This window comes from uncultured Piscinibacter sp., from assembly GCF_937952055.1.
GTDB lineage: Bacteria > Pseudomonadota > Gammaproteobacteria > Burkholderiales > Burkholderiaceae_C > Piscinibacter.
This window is the reverse complement of the sequence record NZ_CALFYO010000021.1, coordinates 261,519-282,534: the sequence shown is the minus strand read 5'-3', so window position 1 is coordinate 282,534 and position 21,016 is coordinate 261,519. Positions and strand designations below refer to the sequence as shown.

Genomic DNA, 21,016 nt, shown 5'->3' with positions numbered 1-21,016 from the left:
AGAGCACGTTCCCTAGAATGCCGCTCATGGACTTCATCCACCTTCGCACCCACACCGAGTTCTCCGTCGTCGATGGCACGCTGCGGGTGGACGACATGGTCGGCGCGGCGGCGAAGGACGGGCAGGGCGCGCTGGCCATCACCGACCTGTGCAACCTGTTCGGCGCCATCAAGTTCTACAGCACGGCGCGCAAGAAGGGCGTCAAACCGATCCTCGGCGCCGACGTCTGGCTGGAGCCCGACGGCGGCGACAAACTGCCGAGCCGGCTGCTGCTGCTGGTGCGCAACCGCGAGGGCTACCTGAACCTGTGCGAGATCCTCTCGCGCGGCTGGCTGGACAACGAGCATCGCGGCCAGGCCTGGGTGCGATGGGACTGGCTGGCCGAACACGGCGCGGGGCTGATCGCGCTGTCGGGTGGCGACCTCGGTGCGGTCGGCCAAGCCCTGCTGGCAGGCGACGCGTCGCGTGCCAGGTCCCTGGCACAGCGCCTGGGGCAACTGTTTCCAGGCTGCTTCTACATCGAACTGCAGCGCGCCGGCCTGCCCAGCCACGAGCCCCATGTGCGTGCCGCGGTGCCGCTGGCGGCCGAACTCGGCCTGCCGGTGGTCGCCACCCATCCGGTGCAGTTCTTCGGCGCCGAGGACTTCGAGGCCCACGAGGCGCGTGTCTGCGTCGCCGAAGGCGAGACGCTGACGAACCCCAAGCGCATCAAGCGCTTCAGTCGCGAGCAGTACTTCAAGACGCGCGCGCAGATGGCCGCCCTGTTCGCCGACATCCCGTCGGCGCTGGCCAACTCGGTGGAGATCGCCAAGCGCTGCAACCTGAGCCTGGTGCTCGGCAAGCCGCAGTTGCCGGATTTCCCGACGCCGTTGGTCGACGGCGAGCCGATGCCGATGGCCGACTACTTCCGCCAGCTCTCGCACGAGGGGCTGGAGGAACGCCTGCTGCACCTCTACCCCGACGCGGCCGAGCGCGACCGGGAACGACCGCGCTACGTCGAGCGGCTCGACTTCGAGATCGCGACCATCCTGAAGATGGGCTTCCCCGGCTACTTCCTGATCGTCGCGGACTTCATCAACTGGGCGAAGAACAATGCCTGCCCGGTCGGCCCGGGCCGCGGCTCGGGCGCCGGCTCGCTGGTGGCCTACGCGCTGAAGATCACCGATCTCGACCCGCTGCGCTACAACCTGCTGTTCGAGCGCTTCCTCAACCCCGACCGCGTGTCGATGCCCGACTTCGACGTCGACTTTTGCCAGGGCAACCGCGACCGCGTGATCGACTACGTCAAGCAGAAGTACGGCCGCGATGCGGTGAGCCAGATTGCCACCTTCGGCACCATGGCCGCCAAGGCGGCCTTGCGCGACGTGGGTCGCGTGCTCGGCATGGGCTACGGCCATGTCGACAGCGTGGCCAAGCTGGTGCCCGCGCCGCCGGGCAAGACGGTGACGCTGCGCCGGCCGCCGGATCCTCCGGACAGCGGCGTGATCTACGCGCGCAAGGAGGCGCCGGAGATCGAGGAGCGCGAGAAGAACGAGGAAGAGGTGGCCGAGCTGCTGGCGCTGGCCGAGCGCGTCGAAGGCATCGTGCGCAACGTCGGCATGCATGCCGGCGGCGTGCTCATCGCGCCGGGCAAGATCACCGACTTCTGCCCGCTGTACCAGCAGCCGGGCAGCGACAGCGCGGTGAGCCAGTACGACAAGGACGATGTCGAGGCCATCGGCCTGGTGAAGTTCGACTTCCTCGGCCTGGCCACGCTGACCATCCTGGAACTCGCCAAAGAGTTCATCCGTGCGCGCCGGCCGGGCCAGGCAGACTTCGCCTTCGAGACGCTACCGCTCAACGACAAGGGCTCGTACCGGCTGATGAGCGAGGGCAAGACGGTCGCCGTGTTCCAGCTGGAATCGTCCGGCATGCAGCGCATGCTGCGCGACGCCAAGCCCAGCGTGTTCGAGGACGTCATCGCGCTGGTGGCGCTGTACCGCCCCGGCCCGATGGACCTGATCCCGACCTTCTGCGCGCGCAAGCACGGCCGCGAGGAGGTCGAGTACCCGCATCCGCTGATGGCCGAGGTGCTGCAGGAGACCTACGGGATCATGGTCTACCAGGAGCAGGTGATGCAGGTCGCCCAGATCGTCGGCGGCTACACGCTCGGCGGCGCCGACCTGCTGCGCCGCGCGATGGGCAAGAAGAAGCTCGAGGAGATGGTGGCGCACCGCGCCACCTTCGCCGAGGGCGCGGCGAAGAAGGGCATTCCCGAGCCCAAGGCCAACGAGATCTTCGACCTGATGGAGAAGTTCGCGGGCTACGGCTTCAACAAGTCGCACGCCGCTGCCTACGCCCTGCTGGCCTACCACACGGCCTACCTGAAGGTGCATTACCTGGCCGAGTTCACCGCCGCCAACATGAGCGTGGCGCTGGACGACACCGACAAGCTGAAGATCTTCCACGACGACGCCGTCGCGCTGGGCATCACCTTCGAGCCGCCGGACGTCAACACCGGCGGCTACCGCTTCGCGCCGGTGGCCGACGACGTCGTGCGCTACGGCCTGGGTGCGATCAAGGGAACGGGACAGGGCGCGATCGAGGCGGTCATCGCGGCGCGCGAGGAGGGCGGTCCGTTCAAGTCGCTGTTCGATTTCTGCAACCGCGTCGACCGCAGCCGCATCAACAAGCGCGTGGTCGAGGCGCTGATCAAGGCCGGCGCCTTCGACAGGCTGCACCCCGAGCGTTCGGCCATGGTGGCCAGCATCGGCTTGGCCTTCGACTACGCCGAGACGCAGGCGGCCAACGCCGATCAGGGCGGTCTGTTCGACTTCGGTGACTCTCACGCAGCCAGCACGCAGGAGCCCGCGCTGGTCGCCGTGGAGTCCTGGAGCATCAAGGAGCGGCTCGGCTTCGAGAAGACGGCGCTGGGCTTCTATCTCTCCGGGCACCTGTTCGACCAGAGCGCCGACGAGGTGCGTCGCATCGCGCGGCGCCGCAACGCGGACCTGATCGACAGCCGCGAGCCGCAGCTGCTGGCCGGCATCGTCGGCGACCTGCGCGTGGTCAACGGACAGCGCGGCCGCGTGGCGATCTTCAAGCTCGACGACAAGACGGAGGCGATCGAGGCGGTGGCGAACGAGGATCTGCTCAACGCGCACCGCGATCTGCTCAAAGACGACGAACTGGTCATCGTGCAAGGCAAGGTGCAGCCGGACCGCTTTTCCGGCGGGCTGCGCCTGAACGTCACGCAGGTCTGGGACCTGGCCGCGGCGCGCTGCCGCTTCGGCAAGTACTTGCGCGTCGAGGTCAATGGCAGCGTGCCGCCGGTGGCCGAGGTGCTGCGCGACTTCCCTTCGCGGCGCGTGACCACCGAGCACGGCGACCTGCCGCAGGGCCTGACGGTGCGCCTGGCGCTGCAGCGCGAGCGCGCCAGCGGAGAGATCGACCTGGGCGACGCGGCGCGCTTCTATCCCACCGACGCGGCGCTGGAGCGCTGGCGCACCGGGGCGAGCCATGGCAAGGCCGAGGTGGTCTACGAGTGACTGACCACGGCACCACGGGCCTGGTGTTGACCGGCGGTGGTGCGCGCGCCGCCTACCAGGTCGGCGTGCTCAAGGCGGTGGCGCAGATCCGCCGCGAGTCGGTGGCGCCGCCCGGAAACCCCTTCCCGGTCATCACCGGCACTTCGGCCGGCGCCATCAACGCGGCGGCGCTGGCTTGCCGTTGCGGCAACTTCGACGACGCGGTGCGCGTGCTCGCCGAGGTGTGGGAGAGCTTCCACGCCGAGCAGATCTACCGTGCCGACTCGCTGGGCGTGATGCGCACCGGCGCGCGCTGGCTGACCATGCTCTCGCTCGGCTGGGTGATCGCGCGCTGGCAGCGTGCCAGGCCGAAGTCGCTGCTCGACAACGCGCCGGCGGCCGACCTGTTGCGCCGCATGGTCAGCACCGAGCAGCTCAAGCAGTCGATGCGCCAGGGCCACCTGCAGGCCATCGCGGTGACGGCGTCGAGCTACGGCTCGGGCCTGCACGTGACCTTCTACGATGCGGTGAAGGAGATCCTGCCGTGGACGCGGTCGCAGCGCATCGCGGTGCGCTCCGACATCGGCGTGCCGCACCTGATGGCCTCCGCGGCGATCCCGTTCGTCTTTCCGGCCGTGCCGCTGCCCATCGACGGCCGCGTCGAACATTTCGGCGATGGCTCGATGCGTCAGGCCGCACCCATCTCGCCGGCGGTGCACCTGGGGGCCAATCGCATCCTGATCATTGGTGCCGGCCGCATGCACGAGCCACCGGGGCCGCGCGCGCACAGCGCGGAGTATCCGAACCTGGCGCAGATCGCCGGACATGCGCTGTCGAACATTTTCCTCGACGCGCTGGCGGTGGACGTGGAGCGCCTGCAACGCATCAATGCCACGCTCAGGCTGCTGCCGCCCGAGGCGTTGGCGCACACCACCCTGCGCCCGATCGAGACGCTGGTGATCGCGCCCAGCCAGCGTCTGGACGACATCGCGTCGCGCCACATTGGCAGCCTGCCGACACCGGTGCGCGCGATGCTGCGCGGTGTGGGCGTGTCGGGCCGCGGCGAGGGTGCGCGCGGTGCGGCGCTGGCGAGCTACCTGCTCTTCGAGGCGCCGTACACGCGCGAACTCGTTGCGCTGGGGATGGCCGATACGATGGAGCGCAGGAACGAGGTGCGCGCCTTCTTCGGCTGGACCTGACGGTCCGGGCTGCCAGGTCGCTTCGCGCCGGCCCCTGAGGGGCACCGGCCGGCTTGGGGGCAGCCCGCCGCCGATCACGCCCGCTCAGGACCTGGCCTTCGGCTCGGCAGTCTTCTTCGCCGGCGCCTTCTCGCCCTTCGCCTTGGGCGGCATGTCGGTCACGCTGTAGGCGCTGCCGTTGACCGTCAGCCCGTCGGCGGAGAACTTGCGCGCGTTGCCGTCGCCCACGCCCTTCACACGGCCCTGCAGGTCGGCCCAGTTGTTGAAGCTGCCGGTCTTGCGCGCCTCGAGGATGCGCGTGGCCATGCTCGGGCCGATGCCCTTGACGGCTTCGAGCTCGGCCCGCGTGGCCTTGTTGACGTCGGTTGCCGCCAACGCGGCGGTGGAGGCGAGGGCGAGGACAGCGGCAGTGATGAACTTGATCATGATGAGGCTCCTTCGGTGGTTGCGAGCCGCGGTAGTGCGGGCTCGGGAGCCAGTGTTCCGGCGGCACCGTGCGGCGTGAATCGCCACGGCGGGCCACCCGACCGGTGCCCCCTCCGCCGGGGGGCGTGCAGAAGTCTCAGCCGTTGCTGGCGAGCCAGTGCACGTAGCGCTGCACGCCGGCGGCCACATCGGCGAAGGCGTGGTCGCAGCCCGTGGTGCGCAGCCCGGAGAGATCGGCCTGCGTGAAGCACTGGTACTTGCCAACCAGCGCTTCGGGGAAGGGGATGTACTCGACCAGCCCGCGCGAGAGGAGATCCGCCAGGGGCAGCGCGCTCTCCCCCTTCAGGGTGCGTGCCGCGTTGACGGTGGCGACCGCCACGTCGTTGAAGGGCTGGGCGCGGCCGGTGCCGAGGTTGAAGATGCCGCTTTGGCCGGGGTGCTGCAGGAACCACAGGTTCACCGCCACCACGTCGTCGACGTAGACGAAGTCGCGCGACTGCATGCCGGGGCCGTAGCCGCCGTACTCGCCGAACAGCTTGACCCTGCCGTGTTCGCGGAACTGCTGGAAGTGGTGGAAGGCCACCGAGGCCATGCGGCCCTTGTGCTGCTCGCGCGGGCCGTAGACATTGAAGTAGCGGAAGCCGACGACCTGTGCCTTCGCCGAAGGCAGCATGCGCCGTACGACGTTGTCGAACAGCAGTTTGCTGTAGCCGTAGACGTTCAGCGGCTGCTCGAACTGCGGCTGCTCGCGGAACGAGGCGCTGCCGCCGTAGGTGGCGGCGGAGCTGGCGTAGAGCAGGCGTGTGCCCTGCGCCTGACAGGCGTCGAGCAAGTCCTTCGAGCAGCGGTAGTTGGTGTCGAGCATGTAGCGCCCGTCGTGCTGCATGGTGTCGGAGCAGGCGCCCTCGTGCAGCACCGCCTCGACCTTGCCGAATTCGCCGCGCGCGAAGCGGGCGTAGAAGTCGGTCTTGTCGAAGTAGTCGCTGATGCTCGCGCCGAGCAGATTGCGGTACTTGGCGCCGAGGGTCAGGTTGTCGACGGCGATGATGTCGTCGATGCCCATGGCGTTCAGGCCATGGACGATATTGCTGCCGATCATGCCGGCCGCGCCGGTGACCACCACTCTCGTGCTCATGCGAAGAGCTCCTCGTAGCTGACGCTGGCGGTGCCGAACTTGCCGACGACGATGCCGCCGGCGCGATTGGCCACCGGCATGGCCTCGCGCAGCGTGAAGCCGCAGGCGAGCATCGCGGCCATGGCAGCGATCACGGTGTCGCCGGCGCCGGTGACGTCGAACACCTCGCGCGCCTGTGCCGGTACCTGCGTGTGGCCCTGCGCATCGAACAGCGACATGCCTTCCTCGCTGCGTGTGAGCAGCAGGCCGTCGAGCCGGTGTTCTGCGCGCAGCTTCTGCGCGCGCTCGTGCAACTGCTCCTCGCTGCTCCACGTGCCGATCACCTGCGCCAGCTCGGCGCGGTTCGGCGTGATCACCGTCGCGCCGGCGTAGCGGCTGTAGTCGCTGCCCTTCGGGTCGATCAGGACCGGCTTGCCGGCAGCCCGCGCCAGTTCGATCATGCGCGGGATGTGCGTGAGGCCGCCCTTGCCGTAGTCGGAGAACAGCACCGCGTCGTGCTCGGGCAGCACGCGCTCGTAGTCGCTGAGCATGCCGGAGAGCACCTCGTGATCGGGCTGGTTCTCGAAGTCGACGCGAATGAGCTGCTGTGCGCGTCCGATGACGCGCAGCTTGACGATGGTGTAGAGCTGCGGGTCGCTACCGAGCAGCGCGGCCACCCCCTCGCGCTCGAGCAGCTTCTTCAGCGTGCGTGCCGGCTCGTCGTCGCCGACGACCGTCAGCAGCGTCGCCCGGGCGCCCAACGTCTTCACGTTCAGGGCCACGTTGGCGGCGCCGCCGAGGCGCTCCTCCTCGCGGTTGACGCGCACCACCGGCACCGGTGCTTCGGGCGAGATGCGGTCGACGGCACCGAACCAGTAGCGGTCGAGCATGGCGTCGCCGACCACCAGCACCCGGGCCCCGGACAGGCGTTCGCGCGTGGGAGTGATCATCAAAGGTCCTCCTGGCGCTGCGGCGGGTACGTGTCCCAGCCCAGGCAGCCGGGGCATTGCCAGAAATAGTGCTGCGCCTCGAAGGCACAGGCCGCGCAGCGATAGCGCTGCAGTGGTTTCGCGGCGCGCGTCACGGTGTCGCGAAGCGCCTGCATCTCGTCGCCGGCCAGCGGCGTGTCGTTCGCCGCCTCCAACAGCGAGGCCGCGGCGGTCAGTGCGGGCTGGCGCTGCAGATGCGAGACCAAGCGCCGGCGCGCACGCTGCGCGTCGCCATCGATGCGGCCGAGCGCAGCGAGCAGGTCGGTGGTCGGCTCGCGCCGGTACAGCATCTCCAGTCGCTCGAGAGCGGCAGCCGTCTCGCCGAGCGCTCTGGCGCTTTCGGCATAGTCGGCCGCGACGAGATTGAAGGCCGCCGGATGGGTCGCCATCAGCGCGCCCCATTGCTGAAGTGCCTCGCGGTGGTCGCCGCGCGCGCGCGCGCGCTGGCCCGCCATGATGATCGGCCGCGCAGCCTGCGGGGCCGTTTCGTGGGCGCGCTTGAGCGCCTCGTCGGCTTCGGCAGCTTGATGGCGCGCGTCCGCCTCGAGCGCGAGCTCGCACCAGTGGTTGGCGATTCGCGTGGCAAACGAGCCGCTGCCGCTGCGCTCGAGCTTGCCTGCCACCTCGGCGGCGGCACGCCAGTCGCGCGAGCGCTCATGCAGCGCCAGCAGGGCCAGACGCGCCTCGGTGTCGAACACCGTGCCGTCCAGCGCCCGGAAAGCCTGCTCGGCGCGGTCGAACAAGCCGGCCTTCATAAAGTCCTGGGCCAACGCATGTTGGGCGCGTTCACGCTCGGAGGCCGGGAGGTCGGCGCGATTGAGCAGGTGCTCGTGCACGCGCACCGCGCGTTCGTACTCGCCGCGGCGACGGAACAGGTTGCCCAGCGCGAAGTGCAGGTCCGACGTGTCCGGATCATGCTGCACGGCCTCGATGAAGGCGTCGATGGCCTTGTCGTGCTGCTCGTTGAGCAGCAGGTTCAGACCCTGGTAGTAGGCCCTGGGCGAGTCCTTCTGCTCGCGCCTCCACTGGCGCAGGTCGAAGCGCGAAGCCAGCCAGCCGATCGCGAAGGCCAGCGGCAGTCCGAGCAGCAGCCACTGCAGGTCAAAGTCCATCGCGTGGTGGATGTTCCGAGGTGAGGGGGGGCGGCGTCAGCTGTGCGGTGTCGAGGCCGGCGTCCTGGGCGTCGCCGTGCCCGCGCCGCCGCGCCACGCGTCGGTGGCGCCACCAGCTGGGAAGCATGGCGAGGATGCCGAACACGCAGCCCAGCGCGAACGCTGCGAGGACGACGAACACCATGTTCGTGCGCCATTCGTGTCCGAAGAACCAGCGGATGGAGGCTTCGTGCTGGTTGTTCAGCGCGAAGGCGAAGAGGAGGAAGAAGAGGGCGGCTCGAACGAGCCAGACGAACAAGCGCATCGGGTCTCCCGCGTCGATTCTAGCGAGCGGGGCGAGATGCTCAGGGTGTCGCGGCGGAGGGGGGAGGCGGCGTGTCGGCGTCGATGACGGGCACGTGCGTATCGACCGCTTCGCGCAAGGCCTTGCCCGGCTTGAAGTGCGGGACGAGCTTCTCGGGAATGATCACCTGCTCGCCACTGCGCGGGTTGCGGCCCACGCGAGGCGGCCGGCGATTGATCGAGAAGCTGCCGAAGCCGCGGATCTCGATGCGGTGCCCACGCGCGAGCGCGTCGGACATCGCATCGAGAATCGTCTTGACGGCGAACTCGGTGTCGCGATGCGTCAGCTGGCTGAATCGCTCAGCCAGCTGGGCCACGAGATCGGAACGGGTCATGACCGGCGGTTCGGCAGTGGCACAGCCTTACTCGGACTTGTTGTCCAGCTTGGCGCGCAGTAGGGCGCCCAGGCTGGTCGTGCCGGCGGTCTCGCGCTCGTTGGTCTGCGCGAGGCGCTGCATCGCTTCCTGCTGGTCGGCGTTGTCCTTCGCCTTGATCGACAACTGGATCGAGCGCGTCTTGCGGTCGATGTTGATGATCAATGCCGTGACCTCGTCGCCTTCCTTCAGGATGTTGCGGGCGTCTTCGACGCGGTCGCGCGAGATCTCCGAGGCGCGCAGGTAGCCGGTGACGTCTTCGGTCAGCTGGATCTCCGCGCCGCGCGCGTCGACCGACTTGACCTTGCCGCTGACGGTCATGCCACGGTCGTTGACCGACGTGTAGCTGGTGAACGGATCGCTGTCGAGCTGCTTGATGCCCAGCGAGATGCGCTCGCGGTCCACGTCGACGGCCAGCACCACGGCCTCGACCTCCTGGCCCTTCTTGTAATTGCGCACCGCGGACTCGCCCGGCTCGTTCCAGGACAGGTCGGACAGATGCACGAGGCCGTCGATGCCCGCAGCCAGGCCGACGAACACGCCGAAGTCGGTGATTGACTTGACCGGGCCGCGAACCTTGTCGCCGCGCTGCACCGTGGCGGCGAACTCCTCCCACGGGTTGGCCTTGCACTGCTTCATGCCCAGGCTGATGCGGCGCTTGTCCTCGTCGATCTCGAGCACCATGACTTCGACCTCGTCGCCGAGCGAAACGATCTTGCTCGGGGCGACGTTCTTGTTGGTCCAGTCCATCTCGGAGACGTGCACCAGGCCCTCGATGCCCGGCTCGATCTCGACGAACGCACCGTAGTCGGCAATGTTCGTGACCTTGCCGAACAGCCGGGTGCCCTGCGGGTAGCGGCGCGACACGCCGTGCCACGGGTCGTCTCCCAGCTGCTTGATGCCCAGCGACACGCGGTTCTTCTCGGCGTCGAACTTGAGCACCTTGGCTTGCAGTTCCTGGCCGACCTGCACCACCTCGCTGGGGTGGCGCACGCGGCGCCAGGCCATGTCGGTGATGTGCAGCAGGCCGTCGATGCCGCCGAGGTCGACGAACGCGCCGTACTCGGTGATGTTCTTGACCACGCCGTTGACGATGGCGCCTTCGGTCAGCGTCTCGAGCAGCTTGGCGCGTTCCTCGCCCATCGAGGCTTCGACCACGGCGCGGCGCGACAACACGACGTTGTTGCGCTTGCGATCGAGCTTGATGACCTTGAACTCCATGGTCTTGCCCTCGAAGGGCGTCATGTCCTTGACCGGCCGGGTGTCGAGCAGCGAGCCGGGCAGGAAGGCGCGGATGCCGTTGACGAGGACCGTCAGGCCGCCCTTGACCTTGCCGTTCACGGTGCCGTTGACGAATTCGCCGGACTCCAGCGCCTTCTCCAGCGACAGCCAGGACGCCAGGCGCTTGGCCTTGTCGCGCGACAGGATGGTGTCGCCGTAGCCGTTCTCGAGCGCGTCGATGGCCACCGACACGAAATCACCGACCTGGACTTCGACTTCGCCCTGGTCGTTCTTGAACTCGTCGATGGGAATGTAGGCTTCCGACTTGAGGCCGGCATTGACCACCACGAAGTTGTAGTCGACACGCACCACTTCGGCGGTGATGACCTCGCCACTGCGCATCTCGGAGCGCTTCAGCGATTCTTCGAACAGGGCGGCAAACGATTCGCCGCCTTGGGGGGTGGCAGTTTGGGTTTGGGACATGGAGCTTCTCGGTGCAGCTTCCGCTGCGGGGTTGGGTTTGACCATTCCGTCGCCTCGGCGTGCCTTGCGGCACTGGAGGGAAGGCGACGGGCCTTCTCTTTCGCCACTTCCGACCCGGCGGCCGAGCCACTCGCGAGTGGCTTCAGCCGAAGGGCCGACGCTGCTCCCAGGCATCCAGCACCTGTTCCATCGAGGCTTCGACGGTGAGGGCCGAGTTGTCAAGCAACAGCGCATCTTCGGCCGGCTTCAAGGGGGCGACGCTGCGGTTTCGATCCCGCTCGTCGCGTGCTTCGAGGTCGGCGCGAAGGGTGGAGATGTTAGCCGAAATTCCCTTTGAAATCAACTGCTTGTAGCGGCGCTCCGCGCGCGTCGCAGCGCTCGCGGTGAGGAACACCTTGAGGTCGGCCCCGGGGAAGATCACCGTGCCCATGTCGCGCCCATCGGCCACCAGGCCGGGCACGCGCCGGAACGAGAGCTGCAGCTGGCGAAGCGCCTCGCGCACTGCCGGCCAGGCCGACACCCTGGAGGCCATGGCGCCGACGTCCTCGGCGCGCAGCGCGTCGGCGACGCTTTCGTCGCCGAGGTGGGCGTCGCCGCCGATGAAGTGCAGCGGCAATGTCGCCGCGATCCGCGCCAGCGAGGCTTCGTCGTCGGCCGTCACGCCGACGCGCATCGCCGACAGCGCGGTGGCACGATACACAGCGCCGGAATCGAGGAAGTGGTAGCCGAGCGCCTTGGCCACCGCGCTGGCCAGGGTGCCCTTGCCGGAAGCGGTGGGTCCGTCGACAGTGATCACAGGCACGGCCTCGACGGGCGTGCGCACCAGGTCGAACAGTGCCTCGAAGTAGTCGGGGAAGGTCTTGCCGACGCACTTCGGGTCGAGGATGCGCACCGGCACGCGGCCGAAGGCGGCCAGCGAGAAGCACATCGCGATACGGTGATCGTCGTAGGTTCGGATCGCCGCAGGCGAGAGTGCGGCCGGTGGCGTGACCGCGATGAAGTCGGCGCCCTCGTTCACGGTCGCGCCGAGCTTGCGCAGTTCGGCCGCCATCGCGGTGATGCGGTCGGTCTCCTTGACGCGCCAGCTCGCGATGTTGGTCAGCCGCGTCGTGCCGTCGGCGAACAGCGCCATCACCGCCAGTGTCATCGCCGCATCGGGGATGTGGTTGCAGTCCAGCGTGATGGCGGCCAGTGGCCAGCGACCGCGCCTCACCTCGATCCAGCCGGGGCCCCCGGCGACCGCCGCGCCCATCGCCTGCGCGGCCTCGACGAAACGGATGTCGCCCTGGATGGAGTCCGTGCCCACGCCTTCGATGCGCACCGAATCGCCGGCGGCGGCAATGGCGCCGAGCGCGACGAAGTACGACGCCGATGACGCATCCCCCTCGACGTGAATGCTGCCGGGCGAACGGTAGGCGCAGCCGGCGGGAATCGTGAAGCGCTGCCAGCCTTCGCGCTGCACGGCGATGCCGAAGCGTGCGAGCAGGTTCAGGGTGATCTCGACGTAGGGCTTGGAGATCAGCTCGCCTTCGACCTCGACGACGATCTCGCCGGAACGCGCCACCAGCGGCAGCGCGAGCAGCAGCGCGGTCAGGAACTGGCTGGAAACGTCGCCGCGAACGCGGATCGGCCGTGCGGTGCGCGGCGGCGTGCCCGTGCTGCCCAGGCGCAGCGGCGGGTAGCCGTCGTTGCCGGTGTAGTCGATCGTGCAGCCGAGCTGGCGCAGCGCGTCGACGAGGTCGCCGATCGGTCGCTCGTGCATGCGCGGCACGCCGGAGAGCTCGAAGCGGCCGCCCTGCTCGGCGGCGAGCAGGGCGAGCGCCGCGGTGAGCGGGCGCATTGCCGTGCCGGCATTGCCGAGGAAGAGCCGGGCCTCGTGCACGCCGAGCTTTCCGCCCAGGCCGGTGACACGCAGCACATCGCCTTCGCGCTCGAGCCGGCATCCAAGCTGAGCCAGGGCGGCCAGCATCACCTGCGTGTCGTCCGAATCGAGCAGGTCGTGCACGACCGTCGTGCCCTCGCTCAACCCGGCGAGCAGCAGCACGCGGTTGGAGATGCTCTTCGAGCCGGGCAGCCGCACCGTGCCAGCAGCCGAGCTCAGCGAGGGAAGGTCGAGGAAGCGAGTGGTGAACATCGGCGCGGCAAAGGCAACGGCAGCAATCGGCCCGGCAGGGCGCAGCTTGTCAACGGTTCGGTTTGCCGGCGCCCATCTGCCAGCCGCCGCGTGCGTCGGAGGCCTTGCGGATCAGGTCCTCGAGCGCCTCGGCGTTGCCCGTCTTGATCACGTGCTCCATCGCGTCGAGCGTGTGCCGGAAGCGCTGCGACTGCTTCAGGATCTCTTCGCGGTTGGACATCAGGATGTCGCGCCACACCGTCGGGTCGCTGGCAGCGATTCGCGTGAAATCGCGGAAGCCCGGCCCGGCGAGCGAGAGGAAGTCACGCCCGGCCGGCTGGTGGGTCACCGAGTTGAAGTAGGAGAAGGCCAGCATGTGTGGCAGGTGGCTGACGGCAGCGAACGCGGCGTCGTGGTTCTCCGGCGTCATGCGCAGCACCTGGGCGCCGATCGCCGCCCAGCAGTCGGTGGCCTTCTGCACCAGTTCGGGCGTGGTCTGCGGCAGCGGAGTGAGGATCACCTGGCGGCCGCTGTAGAGCGCCGAGTCCGCATGGGCGATGCCGGCCACTTCCTTGCCGGCGATCGGGTGCGCCGGCACGAACGACGGGATGCGCTCCTTGAGCACGCGCCGCGCCGCGTCCACCACGTCGCGCTTGGTCGAGCCGACGTCCATGACGAGCACGCCGGGCTCGACGAGGTGGCGGATCGCCTTGAAGGTGGACTCGGTGGCGGCCACCGGCACGGCGATCAGCACGATGTCGGAGCCCGACACGGCCAGCAGCGCCGACTCGGCGACCTGGTCGATGACGCCGAGCTGGCGCGCCTTCTCCGTCGTGGACGGCGACTTGCTGTAGCCGATGACGCGCTTGACGAGGCCGGCGCGCTTGAGCGCCAGGGCGAAGGAGCCGCCCATCAAACCGCAACCGATGACGCCGAGCTGGTTGAACATCCTTGAGACCGATCAGTGCACGTCGATGGGGTAGGTGCCCAGCACCTTGAAGAAGGCGCAGACGGCGCGCAGTTCCTGCATTGCGGCCGCGACATGCGGCTGGTCGGGGTGGCCCTGCAGGTCGATGTAGAAGTAGTACTCCCACTGCCCCGATCGCGCCGGACGGGACTCGAAGCGGCTCATCGACACGCCATGCTTCTTCAGCGGCACGAGCATGTCGTGCACCGCGCCGGGCCGGTTGTCCACCGAGACGACGAGGCTCGTGCAGTCGTGGCCCGAGGCCGACGGGCGTGGGTGGCGGTCCGGATGGGCGAGGATGGCAAAGCGGGTGCGGTTGTGAGCTTCGTCCTGGATGGCCGGCGAGACGACGTGCAGGCCGAACTCGCTGCCGGCGCGCTCGCTCGCGATCGCAGCGAGCGAGGCGTCGGCCGCGGCCAGCCGCGCGCCTTCGGCGTTGCTCGCCACCGGTCGGCGCTCGACCTTCGGCAGGTGCAGCGACAACCAGCCATGGCATTGCGCGAGCGCCTGCGGATGGGCGCACACCGCGGTGATGCCTTCCAGCGCGTTCTCGCGACGCAGCAGGTTGTGACGTACCAGCAGGCTGGTCTCGCCGATGATGAACAGCGGGGTGGTCAGGAACAGGTCGAGCGAGCGCGTCACCACGCCCTCGGTCGAGTTCTCCACCGGCACGACGCCGAAGTCGGCCGAGCCGGCCACGGTGTTGTGCAGCACCTCGTCGAAATTGGCGCAGGGCACCTTGACGATCGAGGAGCCGAAGAAGCCCAGTGCGGCCTCCTCGCTGAAGGTGCCGGCCGGGCCGAGGTAGGCGACGCGCGTCGGCGTCTCGAGCGCCCGGCAGGCCGACATGATCTCGCGCCAGATCGGCGCCACGCTCTCCGACTTCAGCGGACCCGGGTTGGCCGCCTTCAGGCCGTCGATGACCTGGGCCTCGCGCTCGGGGCGGAACACCACCGAGCCTTCCATCTTCTTGATTTCGCCGACCTGCTGCGCCAGTGACGCGCGGCGGTTCAGCAGTGCCAGCAACTCGCGGTCGAGCCCATCGATCTGTTGGCGCAGCGTGAGCAGATCGGGGTGGGGCGCGGTCGGAGAGTCAGCCATGGCGAGCGCGAAATTGTCGCATCACTTCGAAGCAGCCTTGGCCGGGGCCGCCGCCGGCTTGGCCGCCGGCGCCGACCCGGCGCTCGCCGGTGCCAGCGTCGCCTGCAGCTTGCGCTGCAGCGCCTGCAGCTTGGCGTCGAGCAACGGGCCGGCCTCGGCGACGAGCTTCTGCGTGAAGGTGTTCTGCAGTTCCGGCAACTGCTGCTGGAACTTCCTGTTCACCGGCGATTCGAGCCAAGCGATCAGCTGGCGCAATTCGTCCTCGCTGAACTTCTCCTCGAGCTGCGCGCCGTAAGCCGCCGGCGCGATCTTCAGCGCGCGCTCCGCGAGGATGGGCGTGGCCTCGTCGACAAACTTGCGGATGTCGGCGTCGACCGACTTCGCCACGGCTTCGCGCCGTGCCGGCGGCACCTGCGCCTGCAGCGTGGTGGCGGCGGCCTGCATCATCTGCACCGCCGGGCGCTCGACGATGGTGCGTGCCAGGCCCTCGATGCTGCCTTGCTGCAGCTGCAGCAACTTGGCGACGAGTTCCTTCTTCGGGTTGGCCTGCGCGTGCGCAAGCGTGGCGCCGGTGATCAGCGCCAGAATGACGAGTACGCGCATCAGGATTCCTCTCCAGTGTCCGGGGAGGCGCCGCCATCGGCGCCCGTATCGCCAGGGTTGGCGTCGTTCTCGACGATGCGTTGCAGGCCGATCAGCTTGGCGCCCTCGTCCAGCGCGATCAGGGTGACACCCTGTGTGGCTCGTCCGAGCTCGCGGATCTCGGCAACGCGCGTGCGCACCACCACGCCGGTGTCGGTGATCAGCATGATCTCGTCGTCGGCGCGCACCAGCGTGGCGGCCACGACCTTGCCGTTGCGCTCGCTCTGCTGGATGGCGATCATGCCCTTGGTGCCGCGGCCGTGGCGCGTGTACTCGACGATCGAGGTGCGCTTGCCGTAGCCGTTCTCGGTGGCGGTGAGCACCGATTGGGTCTCGTCCTCGGCGACCAGCATGGCGATCACGCTCTGGCCATCCTCCAGCTGCATGCCCTTGACGCCGCGCGCGGCACGGCCCATCGGGCGCACGTCGTCCTCGCCGAAGCGCACCGCCTTGCCGCCATCGCTGAACAGCATGACATCATGCTGCCCATCGGTCAGCGCAGCGCCGATGAGGAAATCGCCCTCGTCCAGGTCGACGGCGATGATGCCGGCCTTGCGCGGGTTGCTGAACTCGTCCAGCGCCGTCTTCTTCACCGTGCCCTGCGCGGTGGCGAAGAACACGTAGTGGTCGGCAGGGAAGCTGCGGAAGCCATCGGTCAGTGGCAGCACCACATTGACCTTCTCGCCCGGCTGCAGCGGGAACATGTTGACGATCGGCTTGCCGCGAGAGTTGCGCGAGCCCTGCGGCACCTCCCACACCTTCAGCCAGTAGACACGGCCGCGGTTGGTGAAGCACAGGATGTAGTCGTGCGTGTTGGCAATGAAGAGCTGGTCGATCCAGTCGTCTTCCTTGGTCTGCGCCGCCTGCTTGCCACGGCCGCCGCGTTTTTGCGCTCGGTACTCGCCCAGCGGCTGGCTCTTGATGTAGCCGGTGTGCGACAGCGTCACCACCATGTCGGTCGGTGTGATCAGGTCCTCGGTGCCGAGGTCCTGCGCGTTGTGCTCGATCACACTGCGACGGGCGCCGATCTTCGTCTGCCCGAACTCGAGCTTCAGCGCGGTGAGTTCTTCGGAAATGATCGTCGTCACGCGCTCCGGCCGGGCCAGGATGTCCAGCAGGTCGGTGATCTGCGCCATCACGTCCTTGTACTCGCCGATGATCTTGTCCTGCTCCAGGCCGGTCAGGCGCTGCAGGCGCATCTGCAGGATCTCGCCGGCTTGGTCCTCCGACAGGCGGTACAGGCCATCAGCCTGCAGTCCGTATTGGCGCGGCAATCCCTCGGGACGGTAGGCGTCGCGCTGGCCCTCGACGCGCGAGAGCATTTCGCGCACCAGCGACGAATCCCAGCTCTTGCTCATCAGCGCCGTCTTCGCCACCGGTGGTGTCGGCGAGGCCTTGATGGTCTCGATGAACTCGTCGATGTTGGCCAGCGCCACCGCCAGGCCTTCGAGCACGTGGCCGCGCTCGCGCGCCTTGCGCAATTCGTAGACGGTGCGCCGCGTCACCACCTCGCGGCGGTGCTCGAGGAAGATCTCGATCAGGTCCTTGAGGTTGCACAGCTTGGGCTGGTTGTCGATCAGCGCCACCATGTTCATGCCGAACGTGTCCTGCAGCTGCGTCTGCTTGTACAGGTTGTTCAGCACCACCTCCGGCACCTCGCCGCGCTTGAGTTCGATGACCACGCGCATGCCCGATTTGTCGGACTCGTCCTGGATGTGGCTGATGCCTTCGATCTTCTTGTCGTGAACCAGCTCGGCGATGCGCTCGAGCAGGTTCTTCTTGTTCACCTGGTAGGGAATCTCGTCGACGATGATGGCCTGGCGCTGGCCGCGGTCGATGTCCTCGAAGTGGCACTTGGCACGCATCACCACCTTGCCGCGGCCGGTGCGGTAGCCCTCGCGCACGCCGGACAGGCCGTAGATGATGCCGGCGGTCGGGAAGTCCGGCGCAGGGATGATCTCCATCAACTCGTCGACCGACGCGCCGGGGTTCTTCAGCAGGTGGTGGCAGGCGTCGACCACCTCGTTGAGGTTGTGCGGCGGAATGTTGGTGGCCATGCCCACGGCAATGCCGCCCGAGCCGTTGACCAGCAGGTTGGGCAGCCGCGTCGGCAGCACCAGCGGCTCCTTCTCCGAGCCGTCGTAGTTGGGCCCGAAGTCGACCGTCTCCTTGTCGAGATCGGCCAGCATCTCGTGGGCGATCTTGTGCAGGCGAATCTCCGTGTAGCGCATCGCGGCGGCGTTGTCGCCGTCGACCGAGCCGAAGTTGCCCTGGCCCTCGATGAGCAGGTGGCGCAGCGAGAAATCCTGCGCCATGCGCACGATGGTGTCGTAGACCGACTGGTCGCCATGCGGGTGGTACTTACCGATGACGTCGCCAACGATGCGCGCACTCTTCTTGTAAGGCCGGTTCCAGTCGTTGTTGAGCTCCGACATCGCGTAGAGCACGCGGCGGTGCACAGGCTTCAGGCCATCACGCGCGTCGGGAAGCGCGCGTCCCACGATCACGCTCATCGCGTAATCGAGGTAGGAGCGACGCATCTCCTCTTCGAGGCTGACGGGCAAGGTTTCCTTGGCGAACTGGGTCATGCGAAAGGGCGAAGGTGGGCGCGGAGAGAGTCGCAGGCAGGCGCACGGCGCCGAGGCGCGAGGCCAAACATGTGATTCTAGTTCCCGTCGGTTGTCGTGCGGGCGCAACAGCGCCTTGGAAGAGTGACCAGGCCTTGACCAAAGTCCTGTCTGGCAAAACTGCTATGGCACAATCTCACATCGGTGGTCGGCGCCCGGTAAGCGGGGGTTTACCAGCACCATCCGAACCCGGGTCGGACGTTATTGCAGACCAACTGCTCAATTCCCTCGAGAGGAGAATCATGAAGAAACTGAACACGGTGGCATCGCTCTTTGCATCTGCCGCCCTGGCTGCCTCGGCCTCGGGCGCATTCGCCCAGACCACCGTCGACAACTGGGTCGACAGCAACGGCAATGTCTGGAAGAACGGCACCAATGAGCTGTGCTGGCGTGACGCCAACTGGACGCCCGCGACCGCGAAGGACGTCTGCGATGGGGCTCTGAAGAAGGAGCCGCCGCCGCCGCCGCCGCCTGCTCCCGCGCCTGCCCCGGCCCCGGCCCCGGCCCCTGTGGCTCCGCCGCCCCCGCCGCCGCCGCCGCCGGCTGCCCCGGTGAGCGAGAAGGTCACCTTCGCGGCTGACGCGTTCTTCGACACCAACAAGGCGGTTTTGAAGCCCGAGGGCAAGGCGAAGCTGGACGATCTGGTCAGCAAGATGGCCGGCATCAACCTGGAAGTCATCATCGCCGTCGGCCACACCGACAGCGACGGTTCCGACGCGTACAACCAGAAGCTGTCGGTGCGCCGCGCTGATGCGGTCAAGGACTACCTGACCAGCAAGGGCGTCGAGAAGAACCGCGTGTACACCGAAGGCAAGGGCGAGAAGCAGCCCGTGGCCGACAACAAGACCCGCGAAGGCAAGGCGAAGAATCGCCGTGTCGAGATCGAGGTCGTCGGTACCCGCACCAAGAAGTGATCGTCGGATCCTTCTGACAGAAACCCCGCCTCGGCGGGGTTTCTTCTTTTCGGGGGTGCCGCCTTGCGCTTCGCTACGATTCAGCCCATGAACACGACGACGAACGCCGACCCGCAAGAACTCGCCAAATTCAGCGAACTGGCCCACCGGTGGTGGGATCCGGAAAGCGAGTTCCGCCCGCTGCATCAGATCAATCCGCTTCGCCTGGACTGGATCGCCGGTATGGTGCCGCTCGCGGGCAAGCGCGTGCTCGACGTCGGTTGCGGCGGTGGCATCCTGTCCGATGCGATGGCGCGTCGCGGGGCCACCGTGCTGGGCATCGACCTGGCCAGCAAGCCGCTGAAGGTGGCGCAGCTGCATGCCATCGAGGCGGGCACGCCCTCGGTGAGCTATCGCGAGATTGCGGCCGAGGCGCTGGCTGCGGAGTCACCCGCTGCGTTCGACGTCGTCACATGCATGGAAATGCTCGAACACGTGCCCGACCCGTCTTCGGTGGTGCGCGCCTGCGCGACGATGGTCAAGCCGGGTGGCTGGGTGTTCTTCTCGACGATCAATCGCAATCCGAAGTCCTTCCTGTTCGCGATCGTCGGCGCCGAGCATGTGCTCAAGCTGCTGCCCAAGGGCACTCACGAGTACGCGCGCTTCATCCGCCCGAGCGAACTGACGCGCTGGTGCCGCGACGCCGACCTCGACGTCACGACCACCCGAGGCCTCGAATACAACCCCGTCACGCGGCGCTATGGGCTGTCGACCGACATCAGCGTCAACTACATGATCGCCTGCCGGAAACCGTCATGACGCGGGGCGTGCGCGCGGTGCTGTTCGACCTGGACGGCACGCTGATCGACAGTGCGCCGGACCTCGCCGGGGCGGGCAACGACATGCGCACTGCACGCGGCCTGCCGCCGCTGCCGCTGTCGCACTTCCGGCCGATGGTCGGAGCCGGCGCGCGCGGCATGCTCGGGCGGGCACTGCAAGTGCAACCGGGGGATCCGGACTTCGAGGCGCTGCGCGATGAGTTCCTGCAGCGCTACGAAGCACGCATGACGCGCGAGACGCGCGTCTTCGAGGCCATGCAGCCGGTGCTGGAGGCGCTGCGGCGCGCGACGAGGCCGTGGGGCATCGTCACCAACAAGGCGACACGCTTCTCCGAGCCGCTGGTGCGGGCGCTGGGCCTGCACGAGCAGGCCGCCACGCTGGTCTGCGGCGACACCACGCCCCATGCCAAGCCGCATCCGGCGCCGCTGCTCGAGGCGGCGCGGCGCCTGGACGTCCGTGCGGCCGAGTGCGTCTACGTCGGCGATGACCTGCGCGACGTCGAGGCCGGCCGCGCCGCGGGCATGCTCACCGTGGCGGCCGCCTGGGGCTACCTGGGCGAGGGCGAGTTGATCGATGGCTGGGGTGCCCACCACGTGATCGAATCTCCGCACGAGCTCTTGAACTTGCTCGCCCTGGCCTAAACTACGCCGTTCTGGGGCTGACCTGGCTTCGACGTGGGTGCGGAGTCAGAACAGTGCATGCCGAGCACCAGTTCGCTCGTAAATCCACTGGAAACAAAGTAACTGCGAACGATAACTCGTACGCCCTCGCCGCTTAAAACCGGTGAGCCTCGCAACAGTTGGCCGATGGGCTGGGTTCAAGGGGTAACCTGAGGACTGCGAGGTCATACACATTGGCTCGTCCTGTGCCGGGTCACTCGGCACAGGGTTAAATCAAGTGACTCGTGGTGAAGGCAGCGTGCTGCTGCGCGGCCGGCACCATCAAATTCAAATCAGCCAGCTAAGCATGTAGATCTGCCTGACGATGGCTTGCGGACGGGGGTTCGATTCCCCCCAGCTCCACCAGAAAACGGACCAACAAAGTCCAGCGAAGTCCAAAGCCCCTAG

At 67.9% G+C, this 21,016-nt stretch carries 17 protein-coding genes and 1 other RNA gene; 6 read left to right on the top strand and 12 right to left on the bottom strand.

What is annotated here, in order from left to right; genetic code table 11:
• Window positions 1–26 precede the first annotated feature (26 nt).
• Window positions 27–3,527 carry a DNA polymerase III subunit alpha gene (gene dnaE / locus Q0599_RS15630; protein ID WP_298831158.1) on the top strand — a complete coding sequence of 1,167 codons (3,501 nt, stop codon included), beginning with the start codon at window positions 27–29 and terminating at the stop codon, window positions 3,525–3,527.
• Window positions 3,524–4,705 (top strand): patatin-like phospholipase family protein, encoded by a 1,182-nt coding sequence (locus tag Q0599_RS15625; RefSeq protein WP_298831155.1) that lies wholly within the window; start codon window positions 3,524–3,526, stop codon window positions 4,703–4,705. The genes dnaE and Q0599_RS15625 overlap by 4 nt, the downstream gene beginning before the upstream one ends.
• Window positions 4,706–4,789: 84 nt before the next feature.
• Here Q0599_RS15625 and Q0599_RS15620 read toward each other — a convergent pair whose 3' ends face one another.
• The 12 genes from Q0599_RS15620 to gyrA all read right to left on the bottom strand — a co-directional run bounded on the left by Q0599_RS15620 (window position 4,790) and on the right by gyrA (window position 18,177).
• Window positions 4,790–5,131, bottom strand: coding sequence for a helix-hairpin-helix domain-containing protein (locus tag Q0599_RS15620; RefSeq protein WP_298831150.1), 342 nt, complete (start codon window positions 5,129–5,131; stop codon window positions 4,790–4,792).
• Between the two features lie 136 nt (window positions 5,132–5,267).
• The gene (gene rfaD, locus Q0599_RS15615; protein WP_298831148.1) at window positions 5,268–6,266 is read right to left on the bottom strand and encodes an ADP-glyceromanno-heptose 6-epimerase; all 999 of its coding nucleotides are present in this window, start codon (window positions 6,264–6,266) and stop codon (window positions 5,268–5,270) included.
• Entirely contained in the window at window positions 6,263–7,195 is a 933-nt protein-coding gene (rfaE1, locus tag Q0599_RS15610; protein WP_298831145.1) for a D-glycero-beta-D-manno-heptose-7-phosphate kinase, read from the bottom strand. Before rfaE1 ends, rfaD begins: the two co-directional genes overlap by 4 nt.
• Window positions 7,195–8,346, bottom strand: coding sequence for a lipopolysaccharide assembly protein LapB (lapB, locus tag Q0599_RS15605; RefSeq protein ID WP_298831143.1), 1,152 nt, complete (start codon window positions 8,344–8,346; stop codon window positions 7,195–7,197). The genes rfaE1 and lapB overlap by 1 nt, the downstream gene beginning before the upstream one ends.
• Window positions 8,336–8,650 carry a LapA family protein gene (locus Q0599_RS15600; protein ID WP_298831140.1) on the bottom strand — a complete coding sequence of 105 codons (315 nt, stop codon included), beginning with the start codon at window positions 8,648–8,650 and terminating at the stop codon, window positions 8,336–8,338. Before Q0599_RS15600 ends, lapB begins: the two co-directional genes overlap by 11 nt.
• 40 nt (window positions 8,651–8,690) lie before the next feature.
• Window positions 8,691–9,023, bottom strand: coding sequence for an integration host factor subunit beta (locus tag Q0599_RS15595; protein ID WP_298831138.1), 333 nt, complete (start codon window positions 9,021–9,023; stop codon window positions 8,691–8,693).
• A gap of 27 nt (window positions 9,024–9,050) precedes the next feature.
• Window positions 9,051–10,766: a 30S ribosomal protein S1 gene (gene rpsA / locus Q0599_RS15590; protein ID WP_298831135.1), complete on the bottom strand. Its 1,716-nt coding sequence runs from the start codon at window positions 10,764–10,766 to the stop codon at window positions 9,051–9,053.
• A gap of 142 nt (window positions 10,767–10,908) precedes the next feature.
• Window positions 10,909–12,900 carry a bifunctional 3-phosphoshikimate 1-carboxyvinyltransferase/cytidylate kinase gene (locus Q0599_RS15585; RefSeq protein ID WP_298831133.1) on the bottom strand — a complete coding sequence of 664 codons (1,992 nt, stop codon included), beginning with the start codon at window positions 12,898–12,900 and terminating at the stop codon, window positions 10,909–10,911.
• Window positions 12,901–12,949: 49 nt separating this feature from the next.
• Complete coding sequence (locus tag Q0599_RS15580) at window positions 12,950–13,828, bottom strand: prephenate dehydrogenase/arogenate dehydrogenase family protein (protein WP_298831131.1); 879 nt, start codon at window positions 13,826–13,828, stop codon at window positions 12,950–12,952.
• Between the two features lie 12 nt (window positions 13,829–13,840).
• A complete protein-coding gene (gene pheA / locus Q0599_RS15575) occupies window positions 13,841–14,947 on the bottom strand; it encodes a prephenate dehydratase (protein ID WP_298831129.1) in 1,107 nt (368 codons plus the stop codon).
• Between the two features lie 21 nt (window positions 14,948–14,968).
• On the bottom strand, window positions 14,969–15,550 hold the full coding sequence (locus Q0599_RS15570) for a DUF2059 domain-containing protein (protein WP_298831126.1): 582 nt from the start codon (window positions 15,548–15,550) through the stop codon (window positions 14,969–14,971).
• Window positions 15,550–18,177 carry a DNA gyrase subunit A gene (gene gyrA / locus Q0599_RS15565; RefSeq protein ID WP_298831124.1) on the bottom strand — a complete coding sequence of 876 codons (2,628 nt, stop codon included), beginning with the start codon at window positions 18,175–18,177 and terminating at the stop codon, window positions 15,550–15,552. The genes Q0599_RS15570 and gyrA overlap by 1 nt, the downstream gene beginning before the upstream one ends.
• Before the next feature lie 281 nt (window positions 18,178–18,458).
• On the opposite strand from gyrA, the gene ompA reads away from it, so the two are divergent.
• From ompA to ssrA, 4 genes are all read left to right on the top strand, one after another.
• Window positions 18,459–19,130, top strand: a complete 672-nt coding sequence (gene ompA, locus Q0599_RS15560) for an outer membrane protein OmpA (protein ID WP_298831121.1) — start codon at window positions 18,459–18,461, stop codon at window positions 19,128–19,130.
• 87 nt (window positions 19,131–19,217) lie between these two features.
• Entirely contained in the window at window positions 19,218–19,928 is a 711-nt protein-coding gene (gene ubiG, locus Q0599_RS15555; protein WP_298831118.1) for a bifunctional 2-polyprenyl-6-hydroxyphenol methylase/3-demethylubiquinol 3-O-methyltransferase UbiG, read from the top strand.
• Window positions 19,925–20,590, top strand: a complete 666-nt coding sequence (gph, locus tag Q0599_RS15550) for a phosphoglycolate phosphatase (RefSeq protein WP_298831114.1) — start codon at window positions 19,925–19,927, stop codon at window positions 20,588–20,590. The genes ubiG and gph overlap by 4 nt, the downstream gene beginning before the upstream one ends.
• Before the next feature lie 13 nt (window positions 20,591–20,603).
• Window positions 20,604–20,974, top strand: a transfer-messenger RNA (tmRNA) gene (gene ssrA, locus Q0599_RS15545).
• Window positions 20,975–21,016: the final 42 nt, after the last annotated feature.

Bases quoted from the DNA above. Each gene is read 5' to 3' on its own strand.
- dnaE (WP_298831158.1), top strand. From the start codon at position 27: ATGGACTTCATCCACCTTCGCACCCACACCGAGTTCTCCGTCGTCGAT.
- Q0599_RS15620 (WP_298831150.1), bottom strand. From the start codon at position 5,131: ATGATCAAGTTCATCACTGCCGCTGTCCTCGCCCTCGCCTCCACCGCC.
- rfaD (WP_298831148.1), bottom strand. From the start codon at position 6,266: ATGAGCACGAGAGTGGTGGTCACCGGCGCGGCCGGCATGATCGGCAGC.
- rfaE1 (WP_298831145.1), bottom strand. From the start codon at position 7,195: ATGATCACTCCCACGCGCGAACGCCTGTCCGGGGCCCGGGTGCTGGTG.
- lapB (WP_298831143.1), bottom strand. From the start codon at position 8,346: ATGGACTTTGACCTGCAGTGGCTGCTGCTCGGACTGCCGCTGGCCTTC.
- Q0599_RS15600 (WP_298831140.1), bottom strand. From the start codon at position 8,650: ATGCGCTTGTTCGTCTGGCTCGTTCGAGCCGCCCTCTTCTTCCTCCTC.
- Q0599_RS15595 (WP_298831138.1), bottom strand. From the start codon at position 9,023: ATGACCCGTTCCGATCTCGTGGCCCAGCTGGCTGAGCGATTCAGCCAG.
- rpsA (WP_298831135.1), bottom strand. From the start codon at position 10,766: ATGTCCCAAACCCAAACTGCCACCCCCCAAGGCGGCGAATCGTTTGCC.
- Q0599_RS15585 (WP_298831133.1), bottom strand. From the start codon at position 12,900: ATGTTCACCACTCGCTTCCTCGACCTTCCCTCGCTGAGCTCGGCTGCT.
- Q0599_RS15580 (WP_298831131.1), bottom strand. From the start codon at position 13,828: ATGTTCAACCAGCTCGGCGTCATCGGTTGCGGTTTGATGGGCGGCTCC.
- pheA (WP_298831129.1), bottom strand. From the start codon at position 14,947: ATGGCTGACTCTCCGACCGCGCCCCACCCCGATCTGCTCACGCTGCGC.
- Q0599_RS15570 (WP_298831126.1), bottom strand. From the start codon at position 15,550: ATGCGCGTACTCGTCATTCTGGCGCTGATCACCGGCGCCACGCTTGCG.
- gyrA (WP_298831124.1), bottom strand. From the start codon at position 18,177: ATGACCCAGTTCGCCAAGGAAACCTTGCCCGTCAGCCTCGAAGAGGAG.
- ompA (WP_298831121.1), top strand. From the start codon at position 18,459: ATGAAGAAACTGAACACGGTGGCATCGCTCTTTGCATCTGCCGCCCTG.
- ubiG (WP_298831118.1), top strand. From the start codon at position 19,218: ATGAACACGACGACGAACGCCGACCCGCAAGAACTCGCCAAATTCAGC.
- gph (WP_298831114.1), top strand. From the start codon at position 19,925: ATGACGCGGGGCGTGCGCGCGGTGCTGTTCGACCTGGACGGCACGCTG.